This window comes from Bacillus sp. K2I17 (genome assembly GCF_002209985.1).
Taxonomy (GTDB): Bacteria; Bacillota; Bacilli; order Bacillales; family Bacillaceae_G; genus Bacillus_A; species Bacillus_A wiedmannii.
In genome coordinates, this window is sequence record NZ_NJGF01000003.1 from 103,111 (window position 1) to 120,574 (window position 17,464).

Annotated in this window: 13 protein-coding genes; 7 read left to right on the forward strand and 6 right to left on the reverse strand. The window is 37.8% G+C overall.

Annotated features, from left to right (window positions below; all coding sequences use genetic code 11):
• The first annotated feature begins 467 nt into the window (after nucleotides 1-467).
• From odhA to CER22_RS05725, 5 genes are all read left to right on the forward strand, one after another.
• Nucleotides 468-3,335, forward strand: a complete 2,868-nt coding sequence (gene odhA / locus CER22_RS05705; RefSeq protein WP_088608361.1) for a 2-oxoglutarate dehydrogenase E1 component — start codon at nucleotides 468-470, stop codon at nucleotides 3,333-3,335.
• Nucleotides 3,336-3,467: 132 nt separating this feature from the next.
• A complete protein-coding gene (gene odhB / locus CER22_RS05710; protein WP_000569906.1) occupies nucleotides 3,468-4,727 on the forward strand; it encodes a 2-oxoglutarate dehydrogenase complex dihydrolipoyllysine-residue succinyltransferase in 1,260 nt (419 codons plus the stop codon).
• 125 nt (nucleotides 4,728-4,852) lie between these two features.
• Nucleotides 4,853-6,772: a putative thiazole-containing bacteriocin maturation protein gene (locus tag CER22_RS05715; RefSeq protein ID WP_088062531.1), complete on the forward strand. Its 1,920-nt coding sequence runs from the start codon at nucleotides 4,853-4,855 to the stop codon at nucleotides 6,770-6,772.
• A complete protein-coding gene (locus CER22_RS05720) occupies nucleotides 6,769-8,718 on the forward strand; it encodes a TOMM precursor leader peptide-binding protein (RefSeq protein WP_087984771.1) in 1,950 nt (649 codons plus the stop codon). The genes CER22_RS05715 and CER22_RS05720 overlap by 4 nt, the downstream gene beginning before the upstream one ends.
• A 16-nt stretch (nucleotides 8,719-8,734) precedes the next feature.
• On the forward strand, nucleotides 8,735-10,276 hold the full coding sequence (locus CER22_RS05725) for a SagB family peptide dehydrogenase (RefSeq protein ID WP_088062529.1): 1,542 nt from the start codon (nucleotides 8,735-8,737) through the stop codon (nucleotides 10,274-10,276).
• A 30-nt stretch (nucleotides 10,277-10,306) separates the two neighbouring features.
• Here CER22_RS05725 and CER22_RS05730 read toward each other — a convergent pair whose 3' ends face one another.
• The 3 genes from CER22_RS05730 to CER22_RS05740 form a co-directional block, all read right to left on the reverse strand.
• Entirely contained in the window at nucleotides 10,307-10,717 is a 411-nt protein-coding gene (locus tag CER22_RS05730) for a DUF3908 family protein (protein WP_000996802.1), read from the reverse strand.
• 299 nt (nucleotides 10,718-11,016) lie between these two features.
• Entirely contained in the window at nucleotides 11,017-11,505 is a 489-nt protein-coding gene (locus tag CER22_RS05735) for a GNAT family N-acetyltransferase (RefSeq protein ID WP_087984769.1), read from the reverse strand.
• A gap of 100 nt (nucleotides 11,506-11,605) precedes the next feature.
• Nucleotides 11,606-12,940, reverse strand: coding sequence for an FAD-dependent oxidoreductase (locus CER22_RS05740; RefSeq protein WP_079245213.1), 1,335 nt, complete (start codon nucleotides 12,938-12,940; stop codon nucleotides 11,606-11,608).
• Nucleotides 12,941-13,139: 199 nt separating this feature from the next.
• On the opposite strand from CER22_RS05740, the gene CER22_RS05750 reads away from it, so the two are divergent.
• Nucleotides 13,140-13,568, forward strand: a complete 429-nt coding sequence (locus tag CER22_RS05750; RefSeq protein ID WP_088062526.1) for a hypothetical protein — start codon at nucleotides 13,140-13,142, stop codon at nucleotides 13,566-13,568.
• Nucleotides 13,569-13,605: 37 nt separating this feature from the next.
• On the opposite strand, the gene CER22_RS05755 is transcribed toward CER22_RS05750, so the two are convergent.
• Nucleotides 13,606-14,841, reverse strand: coding sequence for a TcaA 3rd/4th domain-containing protein (locus tag CER22_RS05755; RefSeq protein WP_088062524.1), 1,236 nt, complete (start codon nucleotides 14,839-14,841; stop codon nucleotides 13,606-13,608).
• Between the two features lie 19 nt (nucleotides 14,842-14,860).
• The gene (locus CER22_RS05760; protein ID WP_088062522.1) at nucleotides 14,861-15,646 is read right to left on the reverse strand and encodes a zinc ribbon domain-containing protein; all 786 of its coding nucleotides are present in this window, start codon (nucleotides 15,644-15,646) and stop codon (nucleotides 14,861-14,863) included.
• Between the two features lie 198 nt (nucleotides 15,647-15,844).
• Between CER22_RS05760 and CER22_RS05765 the strand changes: the two genes are divergently transcribed.
• Entirely contained in the window at nucleotides 15,845-16,678 is an 834-nt protein-coding gene (locus tag CER22_RS05765) for a hypothetical protein (RefSeq protein ID WP_046958289.1), read from the forward strand.
• Between the two features lie 14 nt (nucleotides 16,679-16,692).
• Here CER22_RS05765 and CER22_RS05770 read toward each other — a convergent pair whose 3' ends face one another.
• Nucleotides 16,693-17,376 (reverse strand): DUF2278 family protein, encoded by a 684-nt coding sequence (locus CER22_RS05770; RefSeq protein WP_088062520.1) that lies wholly within the window; start codon nucleotides 17,374-17,376, stop codon nucleotides 16,693-16,695.
• Nucleotides 17,377-17,464 lie beyond the last annotated feature (88 nt).

The following is a 17,464-nucleotide window of genomic DNA, read 5'->3' on the forward strand; positions in this document are numbered from 1 at the left end:
CCTTCACTTTCCTTTCAATATTTAACACTATCTAAATAAAGTTTACGATAAATTCATAATTTTTTATTTTTTATACTATATTCCGTTATATTGTTGTATAATATCAATGAAAGCGCTTATTATTTCAATATACATAATTCGAACTCATTTTTATCGAAACATTCTAATTATTATACTTATATTTACATGCAACAATTTTAGTTATTCGTGTAGGTATACCAAATATATCCACCCCATTTTTCTGTGAAATTACTTTATAACATGAAAGATTAACTTGGGTGATAAGTTATTGTGAATGTTTTTTTACAAAACAGATAAGTAATAGTGTTTGGTATTATGTAAATTATTGTAATAACATAAGAATAAAGAAAACATTTACATTGATTGTTGGTTCATCAATTATTGAAAAGAGCAAAATGCACCTTTTGTTTGGAAAAAGGATTATATGCATTGGGAGGTTTAAACAAATGACGAGGAAGAATACAACGACAAACCCTTGGGCCAAGTTCCATGGTCCGAACCTTGGTTATGTTATTGAGCAATATGATCTTTACGTAACTGGAGCAGGTTCTGTTGATCCGGAATTACAAGAGCTTTTTGAAATTTTTGGAGCTCCTTCGTTTCAAGATGATGTCGTAACAGGGGACAACACAGCAACACATTTTTCTCCTCAAAACACAGGGAACATTGAAAAAATTCTTAAAGTCGTTCAGCTTGTTGAACAAATTCGTTCATTCGGGCATACGTTGGCTCACATCAATCCGATGGAAGATGCTGCTAATGGACAATCTCTTCTTGAGAAAGCAATGAACGAACTGAGCGATGCTGACTTGAAAGCGATTCCAGCGAAAACAGTATGGCAAGATGCACCAGAAGGTATTCACACTGCACTTGATGTAATTCATAGATTAAAAGACGTTTATACAAAATCTTTAGCTTATGAATTTTCTCATATACAAGATAGTGAAGAACGCGCGTGGTTGCATCAAATGGTGGAATCAAATTCATTGCGTCAACCACTATCAAATAAAAAACGAACTGCTCTTTTAAAACGTTTAACAGCTGTTGAAGGTTTCGAGCAATTCTTGCATAAAACATTCGTTGGGCAAAAGCGTTTCTCTATCGAGGGCGTTGATATGCTTGTACCTGTTCTAGATGAAATTGTTCTCGAAGGTGCAAAGGGCGGCGTAGAAGATGTCATGATTGGTATGGCTCACCGCGGTCGTCTAAGCGTACTTGCACACGTATTAGAAAAACCATATAGTCACATGTTTGCTGAGTTCAAACATGCAAAAACAGAAGGCGCAGTGGCAAATTCTGGCTGGACTGGTGACGTGAAATACCATTTAGGTAGAGAACAAGTCGTTAGTAACGAAGAAGTTAGCACTCGCGTTACATTAGCAAATAACCCAAGTCACCTTGAGTTCGTTAACCCTGTTGTAGAAGGTTTTGCACGTGCGGCTCAAGAGAATCGTAAAAAATCTGGTCTTCCAGAACAAGATACTTCAAAATCATTCGTAATTTTAGTTCATGGTGATGCTGCATTCCCTGGTCAAGGTATTGTATCTGAAACGTTGAACTTAAGCAGATTGAACGCGTACCAAACAGGCGGAACAATTCATGTTATCGCAAACAATGCAGTTGGCTTTACGACTGATAGCTATGATTCTCGTTCTACGAAATATTCAAGTGACCTTGCAAAAGGTTTCGATATTCCGATTGTTCACGTGAACGCTGATGATCCAGAAGCTTGTCTTGCTGCTGCTAACCTTGCGATTCAATATCGTATATTGTTCAAAAAAGACTTCTTAATCGATTTAATTGGTTACCGCCGCTACGGTCATAACGAAATGGATGACCCAGCAGTTACGCAACCACAAGTGTACAAAAAGATTAAAAATCACCCAACTGTAAGAGCTATTTATGCAGATCAATTACAAGCTGCTGGTGTTCTAAATGCAGATGAGGTTGAAACAATGACTCAGTTTATACAAGAGCAATTAAAATCTGACTATGCACAAGTACCGCCAGCTGATACGAGCGCTGCAACAATTGACGTTAAAGTGCCAGATGTTGTTGCAAAAGGCATTCAGCCAATTGATACTGGTGTTGAGATTGACTCACTTCGTGCAATTAATGAAGGTCTACTATCTTGGCCAGAAGGCTTTAACGTATATCCGAAAGTAAAGAAAATTCTTGAACGCCGTAAAGACGCTCTTGAAGAGAACGGTAAAATTGAATGGGCACTTGCTGAGTCATTAGCATTCGCTTCTATTTTACAAGAAGGTACGCCAATTCGTTTAACTGGTCAAGATTCACAGCGTGGTACATTCGCGCACCGTCATATCGTATTACACGATACTGATACAAATGAAACATATTCACCATTACATCGCTTACCAAACATTAATGCATCCTTCTCTGTTCATAACAGTCCGTTATCAGAAGCTGCTGTTGTTGGTTACGAGTATGGTTATAACGTATTCGCTCCAGAAACTCTTGTTATGTGGGAAGCGCAATATGGTGACTTCTCAAATACTGCGCAAGCATTATTTGATCAATATGTTTCAGCAGGAAGAGCAAAATGGGGTCAAAAATCTGGTTTAGTTCTTCTATTACCGCACGGTTATGAAGGTCAAGGACCAGAGCATTCTAGTGCACGTCCAGAGCGATTCTTACAGTTAGCCGCTGAGAATAACTGGACAGTTGCAAACTTAACGAGCGCGGCACAATACTTCCATATTTTACGTCGTCAAGCATCTATCTTAGGAACAGACGCTGTTCGACCATTAGTATTGATGACGCCAAAGAGTTTATTACGTCACCCACTTACGCTTTCAACTGCTAGTCAGTTAAGCGAAGGACGTTTCCAACCTGCTCTAGAACAAGAAAACCTTGGCATGAAACCAACTAAAGTAAAACGTCTTGTTTTAAGCACAGGTAAAATGGCGATTGACTTAGCAGCAGAAATTGAGTCTGGTAAACATGAGTATAACTTAGATGAAGTTCATGTCGTTCGTATTGAACAGCTGTACCCATTCCCTGCTGAGAAAGTTCAATCTATTATTAAACGCTTTAAAAACTTAGAAGAAATTATTTGGGTTCAAGAAGAACCTCGTAATATGGGCGCATGGCATTACATGGCTCCAATTCTGTTTGAACTTGCTGGAGATAAAGTGAAAACAGGTTACATTGGACGCCCAGATCGCTCTAGCCCATCTGGTGGCGATCCATTCGCTCACAAAGCTGAGCAAGAACTAATTGTTGCACACGCTTTAGATGTGAAGTATAACTTCCGTCAAGATAAACAAGAAATTGAAGTTTTCAGCAACTGAAAGTAATAATGAAGGTTTCTAGCTTGCTCCCCGGACAGATATTCTGCCCGGGGGCAGGCTAACAAATGGAGATTACCGAAGACAAAAGAAGAAAAAACACACCGTTAGGCAAATAAGGGGAGGACATTTAAAATGATCGAAATTAAAGTACCTGAGCTTGCAGAATCTATTACTGAAGGAACTATCTCACAATGGCTTATCAACGTAGGCGACAAAGTTGAGAAAGGTGGCAGCGTTGTTGAGCTTGAAACTGATAAAGTCAATGTAGAAATCATTGCAGAAGATTCAGGTATTGTATCGAAGTTACTAGGCGAACCTGGGGATACAGTTGAAGTTGGTGCAACTATCGCAATTTTAGATGCAAACGGAGCACCAGTTGCAGTAAGTACACCTGCACCGGCTGCTGAACAGCCAAAACAAGAAACAACTGAAGCACCGAAAGCTGCGGCACCAAATGCTGAGCAAACTACAACTTTACAAGGTTTACCGAATACGAACCGTCCTATCGCATCACCAGCTGCTAGAAAAATGGCTCGTGAATTAGGTATCGACTTAAACGACGTACGTAGCACAGATCCACTTGGACGTGTGAGACCACACGATGTACAAGCTCATGCTGCCGCACCAAAAGAAGCACCAGCTGCTCCAAAAAGTCCAGCTCCTGCTCCAGTTGCAAAAACGGAATTCGAAAAACCAGTTGAGCGCGTGAAAATGTCCCGCCGCCGTCAAACAATTGCAAAACGCCTTGTAGAAGTTCAACAAACATCTGCAATGTTAACAACATTTAACGAAGTTGATATGACTGCAATCATGGAATTACGTAAAGAGCGTAAAGATGCTTTCGAGAAAAAACATGATGTACGTCTTGGCTTCATGTCATTCTTCACAAAAGCAGTTGTTGCAGCATTAAAACAATTCCCATTATTAAATGCTGAAATTCAAGGCGATGAGCTTATCATTAAAAAATTCTATGATATCGGTATTGCAGTAGCAGCTCCAGATGGATTAGTTGTTCCAGTTGTACGCGATGCTAACCAATTAAACTTCGCTGAAATCGAAAGCGAAATTCGTAATTTAGGTATGAAAGCACGCGATAACAAACTTTCATTAAAAGAGTTACAAGGTGGTACATTCACAATTACAAACGGTGGTGTATTCGGTTCTCTAATGTCAACACCAATCCTAAACAGCCCACAAGTAGGTATTTTAGGAATGCACAAAATCCAAGTACGTCCAGTTGCAATTGATGCAGAACGTATGGAAAACCGTCCAATGATGTACATCGCTTTATCTTACGATCACCGTATTGTTGATGGTAAAGAAGCAGTTAGCTTCCTTGTTGCTGTTAAAGATATGCTTGAAGATCCAAAATCATTATTATTAGAAGGTTGATAGATTAATAATCTATTACAGGCTGTAGAATGAATTATTCTACAGCCTTTTTTTATTGCATTCATATGGGACAAATTTCATTACATAAGCTAATAATGTATGCCTAGAACGTAAGGAGGATTAAAATGAATAACCTTCCAATTGATGCAAAACTTAAAGCAAATAAGGATACTTTTTTCCTCCCCGACTCAAACGGGGGTGTCTATTTTCGAAATAATGCCAGTTCATTTCGTATGGACGGTGATGGAATTTACAACTGGATTGAAAAATTAATGCCAATGTTTAACGGGAATTATTCTTTAGCAGAAATAACCGATGGTCTCCCTCTCCCCTATCAAAATCGTGTATTTGAAATTGGAGAGATTTTATATGAAAATGGTTTCGTTCGGGATGTAAGTCAAGATGCACCTCATGAATTAAATAGCGCATTACTTGATAGATACGCTTCACAAATTGAATTTTTAGAAGCTGATTCTCATTCAGGCGCTCTAAAATTCGAAACGTATCGCGCGGCAAACGTCCTTATAATTGGTTCTGGAGATATGCTTACTTCCTTAGTTTCTTCTTTATTAGAATCAGGATTACCTACCTTTCATTACCTTGTTACAGATTATGAGGAAACAAATTACGATCGCATTCATGAGCTAGTAGAACTTGCACATGAAGTTGATGATCATGTCCTAGTTCAGGAAATAGATACGACAATTGATCGTCCCCTGCATGAAGTGTTCGAGCCTTTCGACTGGATTTTGTATGTTTCTCAAAATGGAGATATTGAAGGCCTAAGAGCAGTTCACACGATTTGTAGAGAAGTAGGAAAGAACTTCATACCTGCCGTCTGTTTATCAGCACTTGGTATAGCCGGCCCTATCGTAACAGCTAATCGTGAAGAATGCTGGGAATCCGCATGGCATCGGCTACATGAAACGACTTTACAAAATGAACATTCATCAGCATCATTTTCACCACTTCCATCTGCAATGTTAGCAAATATAATCGTATTTGAATTACTTAAGCATGTCGCTGATGATTCTTACCGAGAAAAAGAACCACAATTCTTTTTATTAAATTACGAAACACTCGAAGGAGCATGGCATCCTTTTATAAAACATCCTCTCGCAACTGATGAAAGTTTTACAATTGATACGATAGAAAATCTTTCTGAACAACTTGAGCAGCGGTCCAACCAACATACCTCAACTGATTTATTCCGCTTTTTCGACTCATTAACTTCTAAAGAAGCTGGTTTATTCCATGTATGGGATGAACAAGATTCATATCAATTACCGTTATCACAATGCCATATTCAAGTAGCTACTCCACTATCAGATGGTCCTGCTTCCCTCCTGCCTCTTATGACTTGTGGTGGTTTAACTCATAATGAAGCGCGCCGAGAAGCTGGTTTAGCAGGAATTGAAACATATGTAGCGGAAATTATGCACCGCCTTATTCCTGAACATAATGATATCGGTATTGGCGCTGGAGAAACGATGACAGAAGGTGTATACCGGGCGCTACAACAACATTTAAATAATAAATTGTATGAGCGGCAGTCACATATGCTAGAAGAAATTACGACGATTGATTTAACTGCAATTCATGATAAACATTGTAGATTTTATTACGATGCTCTCTCTACAATTCATGAACCTCCTAAAATAGCAATGAGTGAAGAGATTCTCAGCTTTCCTGTCGTTTGGGTCGGTATAAATGATCGCTGGTACGGTGCATCTAATATTAATATGACGTTAGCCTTACGAAACGCACTACAACTATCACTACTTCATATTCAAAATGAAGAGACTCCTTACAGAGCTAATATCTTGCCTGAATCCTCTATTATTTTATATGACACGGATTCTTTTAGAGTGGAAATACAAGCGGAAGAAGAAGTTCCAGGTGTGCAATCTGTGCAGCTTGCCTTGCAACATTTAGAAGAACATAATTTTTATCCATTCGTGTTTGATTTAGCCATTGAATCATTTTTGAAAGAAAACTTAGATGGTGTGTACGGTGTATTAATTGCAAAGGAGGACAGTCTATGACTCAAAATATATTGCTTATAGGAGATGGCTTACTTGCAAACTATGTACATGATCAACTATGCAAACAATATTCTATCATTCGCCAACATAACCTTACAGAAGAACTCCCTGAAAATATTCATCTCGCTCTCGTATTACATGATGGCTCTCCTTCTACTATTCATCATGATGCCGAGCTAATGTTTCGATCGAATCATATTCCATGGCTACGTGCATTCACTTCATTTGGTGAAGGTATTATCGGTCCTTACATTCATCCTCTTGCAACTGGCTGTTCCAACTGCTCTGATGGACGCCGATTTATCGCTGGATTTGATCAACAAGAAATGTGGGCACTACAGCGGAAATATGCGTTAAAGGCAGATAATGTAACAAGGCGTGATGTACGTGCCACCCAAAATGGTATGTTACAAATGTGCCATCTTATTCGTGCAGAAACAGAGAAAATATTAACTCATAACCATTCTTCTTTAGAAAATGAACTCATTTTACTAAACTTACAAACACTGCAATGTACGCGGCATTCTTTTCTTCCCGATCCGCTCTGCCCTGTATGTAGCAATTTGCCTGATGATACGGCAGATGCAGCAGCGATTTCGTTACAACCGAGCTTAAAAACAAGCGAAGCAGCATATCGCTGTCGTTCCATTCATGAACTAAACACATTTTTAACGAGAGATTATTTAGATTATCGCGTCGGTATGTTGAACGGAAAAATGCAGCATTCTTTATTACCATTTGCTGACGTTATTATAAACATGCCATTAATGTTTGGAAATGAAGGTGTTGCAGGCCGAACTCATTCATTTGCAATGAGTGAAGCGACTGCTATTTTAGAAGGTTTAGAACGATATTGTGGTATGTCACCTCGAGGAAAAAAGACAAATGTACACGGCAGTTTTCGTGAGTTAGAGGATCATGCACTTAATCCCCTCTTGCTCGGTGTACATACAAATGAACATTATAATCGTAATAGTTTTCCGTTTAAACCGTTTGATCCTGACTATGAACAAAACTGGGTATGGGGCTACTCTTTATTACAAAACCGGCCACTTTTAGTTCCTGAATCAATTGCTTATTATAGCCTCGGTCATCGAGATGCTTTCGTGTATGAAACATCAAATGGATGTGCAATTGGTGGTAGTTTAGAAGAAGCAATTTTTCATGGCATTTTAGAAATTGTAGAGCGTGACGCCTTTTTGCTCACTTGGTATGCCGAATTACCTCTCCCTCGCCTTGATCTTAGTTCAGCAAATGATACGGAATTACAATTAATGATTCAGCGGCTGTACACGATTACTGGGTATGAATTACATGCTTTTAACGCAACGATGGAACACGGTATCCCAAGCTTATGGGTAATTGCGAAAAATACGCGTGAAAATGGAATGAACGTTGTTTGTGCGGGAGGCTCTCATTTAGACCCTGTCCGCGCTTTAAAGAGTGCCATCCATGAAATAGCAGGCATGTTACTAATAGCAGACGATGAACTCGAACAAAAAAGAGAGCACTACGAAAACTGCTTACAAGACCCTTATCTCGTAAATAAAATGGAAGACCATAGTATGCTGTACGGATTAAAAGAAGCAGAAGAACGTCTTCACTTTCTTTTACGTGACGATGCCCCGGTGCAATCGTTCCAAGAAATGAATGCATTACAATCAGTTGATCTAGATTTAACATCCGATCTTCATCAACTTTTAAACCGCCTGCAGCAATCTGGACTTGACGTAATCGTTGTAGATCAAACAGTACCTCTTATAGAAAAAAACGGATTACATTGCGTAAAAGTCATTATTCCAGGCATGTTACCGATGACGTTCGGTCACCATCTCATTCGAGTTACAGGACTGGATAGAGTATATACTGTGCCGATGACACTTGGATATACAAACGAACCTTTAACGAATGAACAATTAAATCCACATCCGCATCCGTTTCCATAGTAAAGGAGGGGATTTTATGCAGCTGGATACTTTTTTACATCATCTCCATTTTTCTATCGATGAAATTATGCCGAATCATGAAGTGGACTGGGAAGATGCACCGCTTCCTTATAAATTATACCGAAATGTACCTATCATTCCTCTCTCTTTAGAAATCCCATTATCTTTACCTAACTCTTCTACTACACCTACTTTGAAGGAGATTGGTCATTACCTTTGGTCCTCATTTGGTTTAACACAGTTATGTCAGCTAAATAGCGAAAAAATTTTATTCCGAAGATCTATCCCTTCAGGCGGCGCTTTATATCCAAATGAATTGTATATATATTTAAAGATCGATGATTATCCAGACGGTATTTACCATTACGACGCTGCGCACCACCGACTTATTTTACTTCGCGAAGGAAATTTCGATTCTTACATTACAGAAGCACTTGGCAACCGTTGTAACATACAGTCTTGTTTTGGCGCTGCATTCGTATCCACTATGTTTTGGAAAAACTACTTTAAATACAATAATTTTTCGTATCGACTTCAAGGATTAGATAGTGGTGTTCTCATCGGACAATTACTTGCATGTGCCAAACAATTCGGTTACACAAATGGCGTATACTTTCAGTTTCTAGACCGTGCAATCAATCATTTACTCGGACTGTCAGAAGGCGAAGAAAGTGTGTATGCTGTCGTTCCTTTAAGTACAGAACCGCAAACGAATTGGTTTCACAATGATTACCGTGAAAATAAAACAGTTACTTCTCATGAGTTGTTACAGCAAATTCCGCCGTTAGCACACGAACATTTCGTTCGCTCAAAACATGTAAATGAATATCCAATGTTAACAAAAATCAATGAAGCTTCTATGATTGAATCGACAGCACACTTCCAAACACTACATCATGAAGAGCACTATCAACATCATGCGCACGCTGTACAGTTGCCGCAAGTAGAACGGTTATCGTATGATTTCTTACAACTTTGTAAAGAACGGTATTCCCCTGATGCTGACTTTACTTTCACGAAATGGGATACAGCCGAGCTCGCTACTTTACTACAAGAAGCGAGTCTCTCCTTCCCTTATTACAACGACCTTGATGGTCAGTATGTAAATGAAAATGCACGGGTCTCATTATATGGATGTTTTTATAACGTAAAAGATATAGAGAACGGTGCTTATTCTTATAACAGTAAAACACATTCCATACAGCCACTTCGATATGGAGACCTTCGTTATCCCCTTCAATCCAGTATGACGATGGATAACGTAAATCTTTTTCAAGTACCGCTTTGCCTACATGTAGTCGGAAAGAAAGATTACTATACAAATGCATTAGGCTATAGAGGATACCGTATTCACCAAATGGAAGCTGGCATACTCGTTCATAAACTCGTTTTCGCCGCAACCGCGATGGGGATGGGCGGGCATCCATTACTAAGTTTTAATACAAATTCATGTGATCAGTTATACGGGATAGATACTGGAAATGAAACGTCTCTCATTCAAATTCCTGTTGGGGCGTATCGAGCGCGGAATTGGTTAAAAGGGGATTTGCGTAATTAGAAGCACGCCGGTGGACGGCGTGCTTTTTTACTAGATTAATTTAAAAATACTCTTAATTTGTCTCGCGAATAACCAATTTTTCGTACCGTAGTTATCATTTAAACTATCTAAATTGATAGATTGTCCGTTAGCAAACTTTAATTCTAACGTTGTATTTTTGTCATTTGTTTTTAAGTTGCTATGTGTAATTGCTTCATACTTTAATTTTTCGATTTCAACATATTCATCTTTTTCTTGTCCAATCACGACATGATCTTGGAAGAAGAACAATACTTCTACTTTCTTACCGAAACAAAATACATTTTTCGTATAAATTAATGTCGCATTATCAAGTCCGACGCATACTTCTTTCATTTCTTCAACAACGTTTCCAAAGTCTTCTTCTTGTCTTGCGTTTGATTCAGCAATCCATTCTTCGATTGTTTTCATGTTAATTGCCATACTGTGCCCCCTGGTTCGATCATTGCTTTATTAAAAAATAAATACTATATGAAAATATAAGCGATAAGTACTATGTTTTCAAGGGCGAACGGTATATTCGAAATAAAATGAAACTTTAATTAGTGGGGGTTTTCTTCATCCCCCACTGATTATCAGCCTTCACCAATCGGGCTTTTACGAGCAGCCCGCCCCCCACTTAGCTTCTTTGCTTTCGCTGAATTTTGAGGTGGGGGTCTTACTGCCCGTTAATGCAGGATAAAGTTAAATTTCAAATTAATCTACTAGAGGCACCGATTTCATTATATTTTAAACGTTTGAACGAGACATTCTTCATCATCGATTAACTGTGTTTTTTCATCAAATTCGATGTTTAGCTCCCTATATACTTTCTTCCAAAAAGAAACAGCTGGTACATTTTTCACAAGTTCGATAACGAAATATTGTCCTCGTTTCTCTTTTAGTACATTCTCAATAACTTGTTTACCGATTCCTTTTCCCTTGTACTGATTCAATATGAAAATGTCATTAATACAAAAGTCATTTTCTTTTTTCAAAAATGGACGTTCCAGTAGTAATAAAAATCCTACAATATCATTATTACTTTTAATAAAATACGGAGTGATTCCGTCATTTTCCCAAAACATGTACAAATCTTCGTATTCAAAAAATCCATTTGCCCCAATCTTTATATTAGGAGTGAATGTAGAGAGGTCATGAAGATATAGTGCATATAAATTACGTAATATTTCTTTTTCTGATTCTTGAACTGTTTGAAGTGTTACAAACATTTTTAATGATCCCCTTCCCTATATATAACTATTTCCAATTCGCTTCTTTCGCCAAAAATAATGATTCCCCTTTAACGAAAAAAATAGCACTTAAAAAGTGCTATTCTGCTCTCCTTGCCGCTTGCTGAATTGGATCCCAAACGCTGTTATATGGTGGTGCGTAACTTAAGTCGACATCTTCTAAATCGTGAATGCTCATTTTATTGAAAAGTGCCATTGCGATCACATCAATTCGTTTATCTACACCTTCTTCTCCAATTACTTGTCCACCTAATAATTGTTTCGTGTCAGAACGATATAATAATTTCAAGTAAAGTGGTTTCGCATTAGGATAATAGCCCGCCATATTTGTGGAGTCTACTTTGACTGTTTTATACGGAATATGTAGCCCTTTTGCTTCTTTTTCATTTAAACCTGTTCTTGCAAGCGTCAAATCCATAAATTTAATAATACCTGTACCTAACGTACCTTTAAATGCTCTTCGTTTATCAAGCATATTCAGTCCAGCAAGTCGCCCTTGTTTATTGGCAGTCGTTCCGAGCGGGATATGATCATGAATTTCCTTTATAACATGGTAATGTGTTGCGCAATCACCAGCTGCATATACGTCCTGCACATTCGTTTGCATATATGCATTTACTTCGATTGCCCCTTTATAATTTGTACGTATATTTGTTCCTTCAAGAAAATCAGTATTCGGCTTCACTCCAACCGATACTAAAACAAGATCTGCTTTATACGTACCTTTATCCGTTTCAATTTGTTCCACTCTTTCATTTCCTTTAAATGCTTTCACATTTTCATTCGTTAAAATTTCAATATTGTGTTTATCTGCTTCTTTATGTATATATTCAGCCATATCTGCATCATAAATCGTACCGATATGATCATTTCGCTCAATCATTCTTACTTTCTTACCAAGTTCGACGAATGTTTCTGCCATCTCCAGTCCAATCGCACCACCGCCAATAATGGTTACATCTTCAACTTTATTCGTTTCTAGCGTTTTTAATATACGCTCAGCATCTGGAATTGTTTTTAAAAGATGAACGCCTTGCAAATCTCGACCTTCCCACTCTGGCATAACAGGACGTACGCCAGTTGCAATTAATAAACGATCGTACGGAAATTCAAAAATATCTTTCGTCTTCGTATGCTCTGCGTACACCACTTTCTTTTCCGTATCTACTTTCGTTACTTCATGTCGTACTTTCGCATCAATTCCGTATTTATCACGAAACGTCTTCACATTACGCGCAATTAATTTTTCCGTTGAAGCGATAGCACCACTAATGACATATGGTAACCCACACTGCGCGTACGAATAAATTTCACCTTTTTCTAACGTTACAACAGTTGCATTTTCATCGTTTCTAACAATTTGCATAGCTGCGCTCATACCAGCTGCATCTCCGCCAATAATGACATAGTTCACTTTACCACTCCTTCTTTTCTACATACTCTTTACGTTTTCCATATTTTTCAGAAATAACACCTACTTCCATTGTAAAGAAAGATAATTTCATCTTCAAATTTGGTGCACAAACCTATGCCTGAATAGGTAGCCGTCGTGTCTTATAAATAACATGTTTAATATGCTATAACAGTAACTATCGAAAGTAGGTGAAACATATATGTGTGCCGGCCTTCTCGCTCAAACTCCAGAGGAACCGCAAGAACCGAAACCCGCCGTGTCACTTGACCAAGAATTTTCCATTAACGCAACATTATACAGCGCTCGCGCTTGGTTATCTAATGATGAAACCTTCGCACAAACGATTTGGAAAGGCTCTCACTTCGCTTCAGCATCACACGCTGGCAAGTCTATCTTACCAATCGGTACTGTAAAAATTTTAAACTTATCTGATGATACAATAACAGTTACTGCATCATCAGAATCAGATGATGCCCTCAAAATAGTGGTACCGCCTCATTCTGAAGGTGTGTTAACATCTAGTGCATTATCTGATGTGCAAGCAAGTACATCAGGAGGAGCAAGTAAAGTCACATTCCTCTTTCATATCTTTTTTTCAAGGGATCCTGGTTCAGCTAAAAAACCATAGAAAAGGTACAGCTATGCACTGTACCTTTTTCACATGTTTATTCTCTTGCTTTAATCAGTTCCACATTATAGGATTCAATATTGGTTAACGTTCCTGAAAAATACGGATTTTCTCTATACCAAGACTGTTTTGAAAAGTACGCTTGCATATCTTTCGTTTGAAAAATATTTCCATGTCTTGCGTATATTTCATTTCTAGCAATTTTCAACTGTTCTTTCGATAAATATGTTAATTCTGCACTCGTTAGTTTTCGAATATCACTATCCGGGAAGATGAAACCATTATATACATACCGAGTCGTAGGCGGCGGAGTAACATTGTAAACAACTGTTTTTTCCGCACTTTTCTTTTCGAATGGAAGATTATAAGACGAAAGTGCCGTTACCGTTTCTACCTTTGTCGTTTCCCTTCCACTTTCTCCATTTCGTTCTAAATAAATCGTCGCACTTCCATCAGTTGCTACAGGCCCCCATGTAATTTCTTCTCCTGCCAGCGCTGTAACTGGTTTTTGATTCACATACAATGTTGCACCAGGCACGTTCGTTTGAACCGTAATATATTGTCCTTGCAACGTTAAATCTATCGTTACGTTATTTTGACCTTGTTTCATAAGTACAACCTTTTCTTCACGTGATAGTTTCACATAATCATTTTTATATTCTGCTTGAAACACTTGAGTTCCTGGAAGAAACGGTCCATATTGCTTCTCAAACTTTTTGTCATCTGTTTTATCTATTTCTTTTCCGTTCATTTTTAAAGATGTACCTTTTTCATTTGTAAGCAATGTCGTATAATACGTCTTCGCTTTCAATTTATACCGATCAAATAAAAAGAAATACTTTCCGTCTTTCGTTAACGAAAAGTCTGCTCTTTCGATTCCGTTCCCTTGTTTTTCACCTATCCTCAACTGTTCTTTCAATTCATTCACATAAGATGAATTTTCTTTTATATACGAAAATAGTGGCATTAGACTCTCTCTCGTTACAGTAACTGATGGATCATCTGCCGTGACGATTTCAGCTAACTTCTCCCCGTTCCTCTCTTGTAAAATAGTAATGATCCGATCTACTTGTGCCGCCTGCTTATAATACGATGATCCGTACAAATACAGTCCAACAATCACTACAGCAAGTAATGTTAAAATTGTAATGCCAACCTTTGTACCGCTGCTCATTTTCTTCTTTACTGCAAGACTCTCCCTCTTCCTCCCGCAGCTTTGACAAAATTGCACACCATCTTCAAGCTGAGTCCCACACTTTGTACATACATTCATCCATTCAACCACCTTTTCTTTAGAGGCCCTTTAATCCCTGTGTAAAGGTTTGAATTATCGTGCTAATGTAAGACCACAGTACAATGAATGTTGCAATTCCAATGAAAATATTTGCGATAAAAAGAGTGTAAACAAGATCTAATCCACCGTTATCTAGTTTTACTGTAGCTACAATTATACTAATTCCCATATATGTTGTAGCCAGCCCTAATAAAATTGGTAAGAAAAAGATTAATAAAAAGCTAAACAGAAAAGAAAGCACTAATATAGCAATTACCGGAGTTGCTATCGTTCCCCATATTCCAAATACTTCAAGAAACGAAAAAGATGATTTCATCATCTTCCCACTGACAAAAATAATAAATCCGACAAATAAAGTTAAAATAAGTAAAAATAAAAAGACCGTTACAGAGTCCAAAAAGAATGTAGGAGTAGATATATCTGGTGCAAATGTTTTCGTAACAGCTGCTGCAGCACTCATCATTCTATAAAAAATACATGCCCCTAAAAAACAAATAAGAACAAGACTTACAATTCCATTTCGTACTTCAACCTTGCCACTTTTCATAATAGCTGTCGGTGCTTGTAATGCGTGTTTAAAAAACTGAAAGTAGCCACTTGCAAACCGCTTCGCTTGCTCTACCGTTTCATTTGATCGAGTTTCCTCTGCTGGTGCTACGCGTGCTTGTTGCTCACCTTCCTCCTGTGCACCACTCGCTACGGCTTCCTCCGTCAACGAATGTCCACAATTCCCGCAAAATTTTGCCTCTGCTGTATTTTCCGTATGACACGCCGGACATTTCATTATCGCATCCCCCCCCTTAAGCAGATACCATATAGGGTGTTACAAATTCAATATATGACTTTGTACATAAAACATGACTACAAGAAAAAGATTATGAAATCCTTCTTTCAAATGAAAATATATGTGCTAGCAATCTTGAAAAATAATGCTATTATGAAACAGAACAAATAACATTTTTAACAGATTGGATGACTGGTAATGGAATTAGTAAACTCAATTTTTCAAATACTCCTTACAAGCGTAATCCAATTATTTTCTTTAATTGGCGTTATCATTGTAATTGGATTTCTATTAGGTTATTTAGAATCTCTCACACGCATGTATTGGTCGAGAGCTTTCGGAAGAAAAGGATTCCTTTTAACGGCGTGGATTGGTGTTCCTATTCATGAACTTGGACATGCCATTATGTGTGTACTATTTCGTCATAAAATTGTAGCAACGCAGTTTTTCCCAACAGATACAAGCCAAGGTGCTTTAGGCTACGTACAACATCAATACAATCAAAAAAGTGTATATCAACGAATTGGGAACTTCTTCATTGGAATCGGTCCTATTATTTCCGGTATTACTGCGTTAATCCTTTTAATGCGCTATTTCGTACCAAATTCATATTTCTTATTTAATACAACCCTCGAAAAAACAATCGCTTCTACTTCTATTAATATAGAAATGGTTCAAAACATGCTTTTATCGACGTTTGTATTATTGAAAAGCTTATTTACAATAAGTAATTTATTAAATCCTTCTTTTTGGTTATTTTTATTTATCGCCATTTGTATTTCTGCACATATCGCTTTAAGTAAACCAGATATTAAAGGATCAATAGACGGTGTTATCGTCATGTTTATCGTATTATTTTTATTCAACATAATAGCAGGACTATTTCAGTACGACAGTAACCAGCTCATTGGAAAAGTGATGAAGTATAATATGTACCTCATTGCGTTTTCTAGTGTGGCTCTGCTGTTCTCTTGTATTTCTACACTTGTTAGTTTTGGGTTTTATAAAATAAGAGGAGGGCGTTCGTTTTGAACGCCCTCCTCTCATCATTTATTTCCCTTATAATCACAATGCTCAACCGGAACACGAGCATGTCCTTCTTCATCAGTACACCATGACTGTGATTGGAAGGCAAGAAAGATACCGATCCATTCTTCTTCCTTTTCAAAGTGAATAAGTATTCCCCCGTCTTGCCATATACCATTATCACCTTTCCATTTCTCTACATTCCCTTGATTCATATGAATATCGTGTATACCGTTTCCTGGCTCGAAATGAAAGTAAGAATCAGGTGTATTTTCTTCTGGTCCCCATCTTTCACCGAACGCATAAATAATTGCTTTTTCTTCTACCGCTCGTTTTATATAACGCTCTATTTTTTCATTTAAATCATTATCCACTCCTGCTTTTTCAGCTGGTAAAGGAATCATTTGCTTCGAATCAAATACATTACCTCTTACGTAGTCTAAAGCTACTTTCGGCTCATTGTTTTTAACTTCTGTAAAACCGAATGGTAATGTCGGTAAAATGTGAATCGCCTCTGACCGAATATCGGTACTCGCAAAATATAAAACCTCTGACGGATAACTTTGCGATTTCACGTTAATTGCAATACGATAATCTACTCCTGCTTCGCCTTGTAAATGAACTTGATAATGAGGTGTTTTCCCTTTTCCAATCTTTGATTGTATAACTGTACCTTTTAACACGCCGTAGTTTTTTAGGGGCATACATTTCATCTCCTATTCATTTAGTAGAAGCTTTTCATACTTAAGGCATTATCCATATAAAAAGAAAATCCTCCTTTCTCAGGAGGAT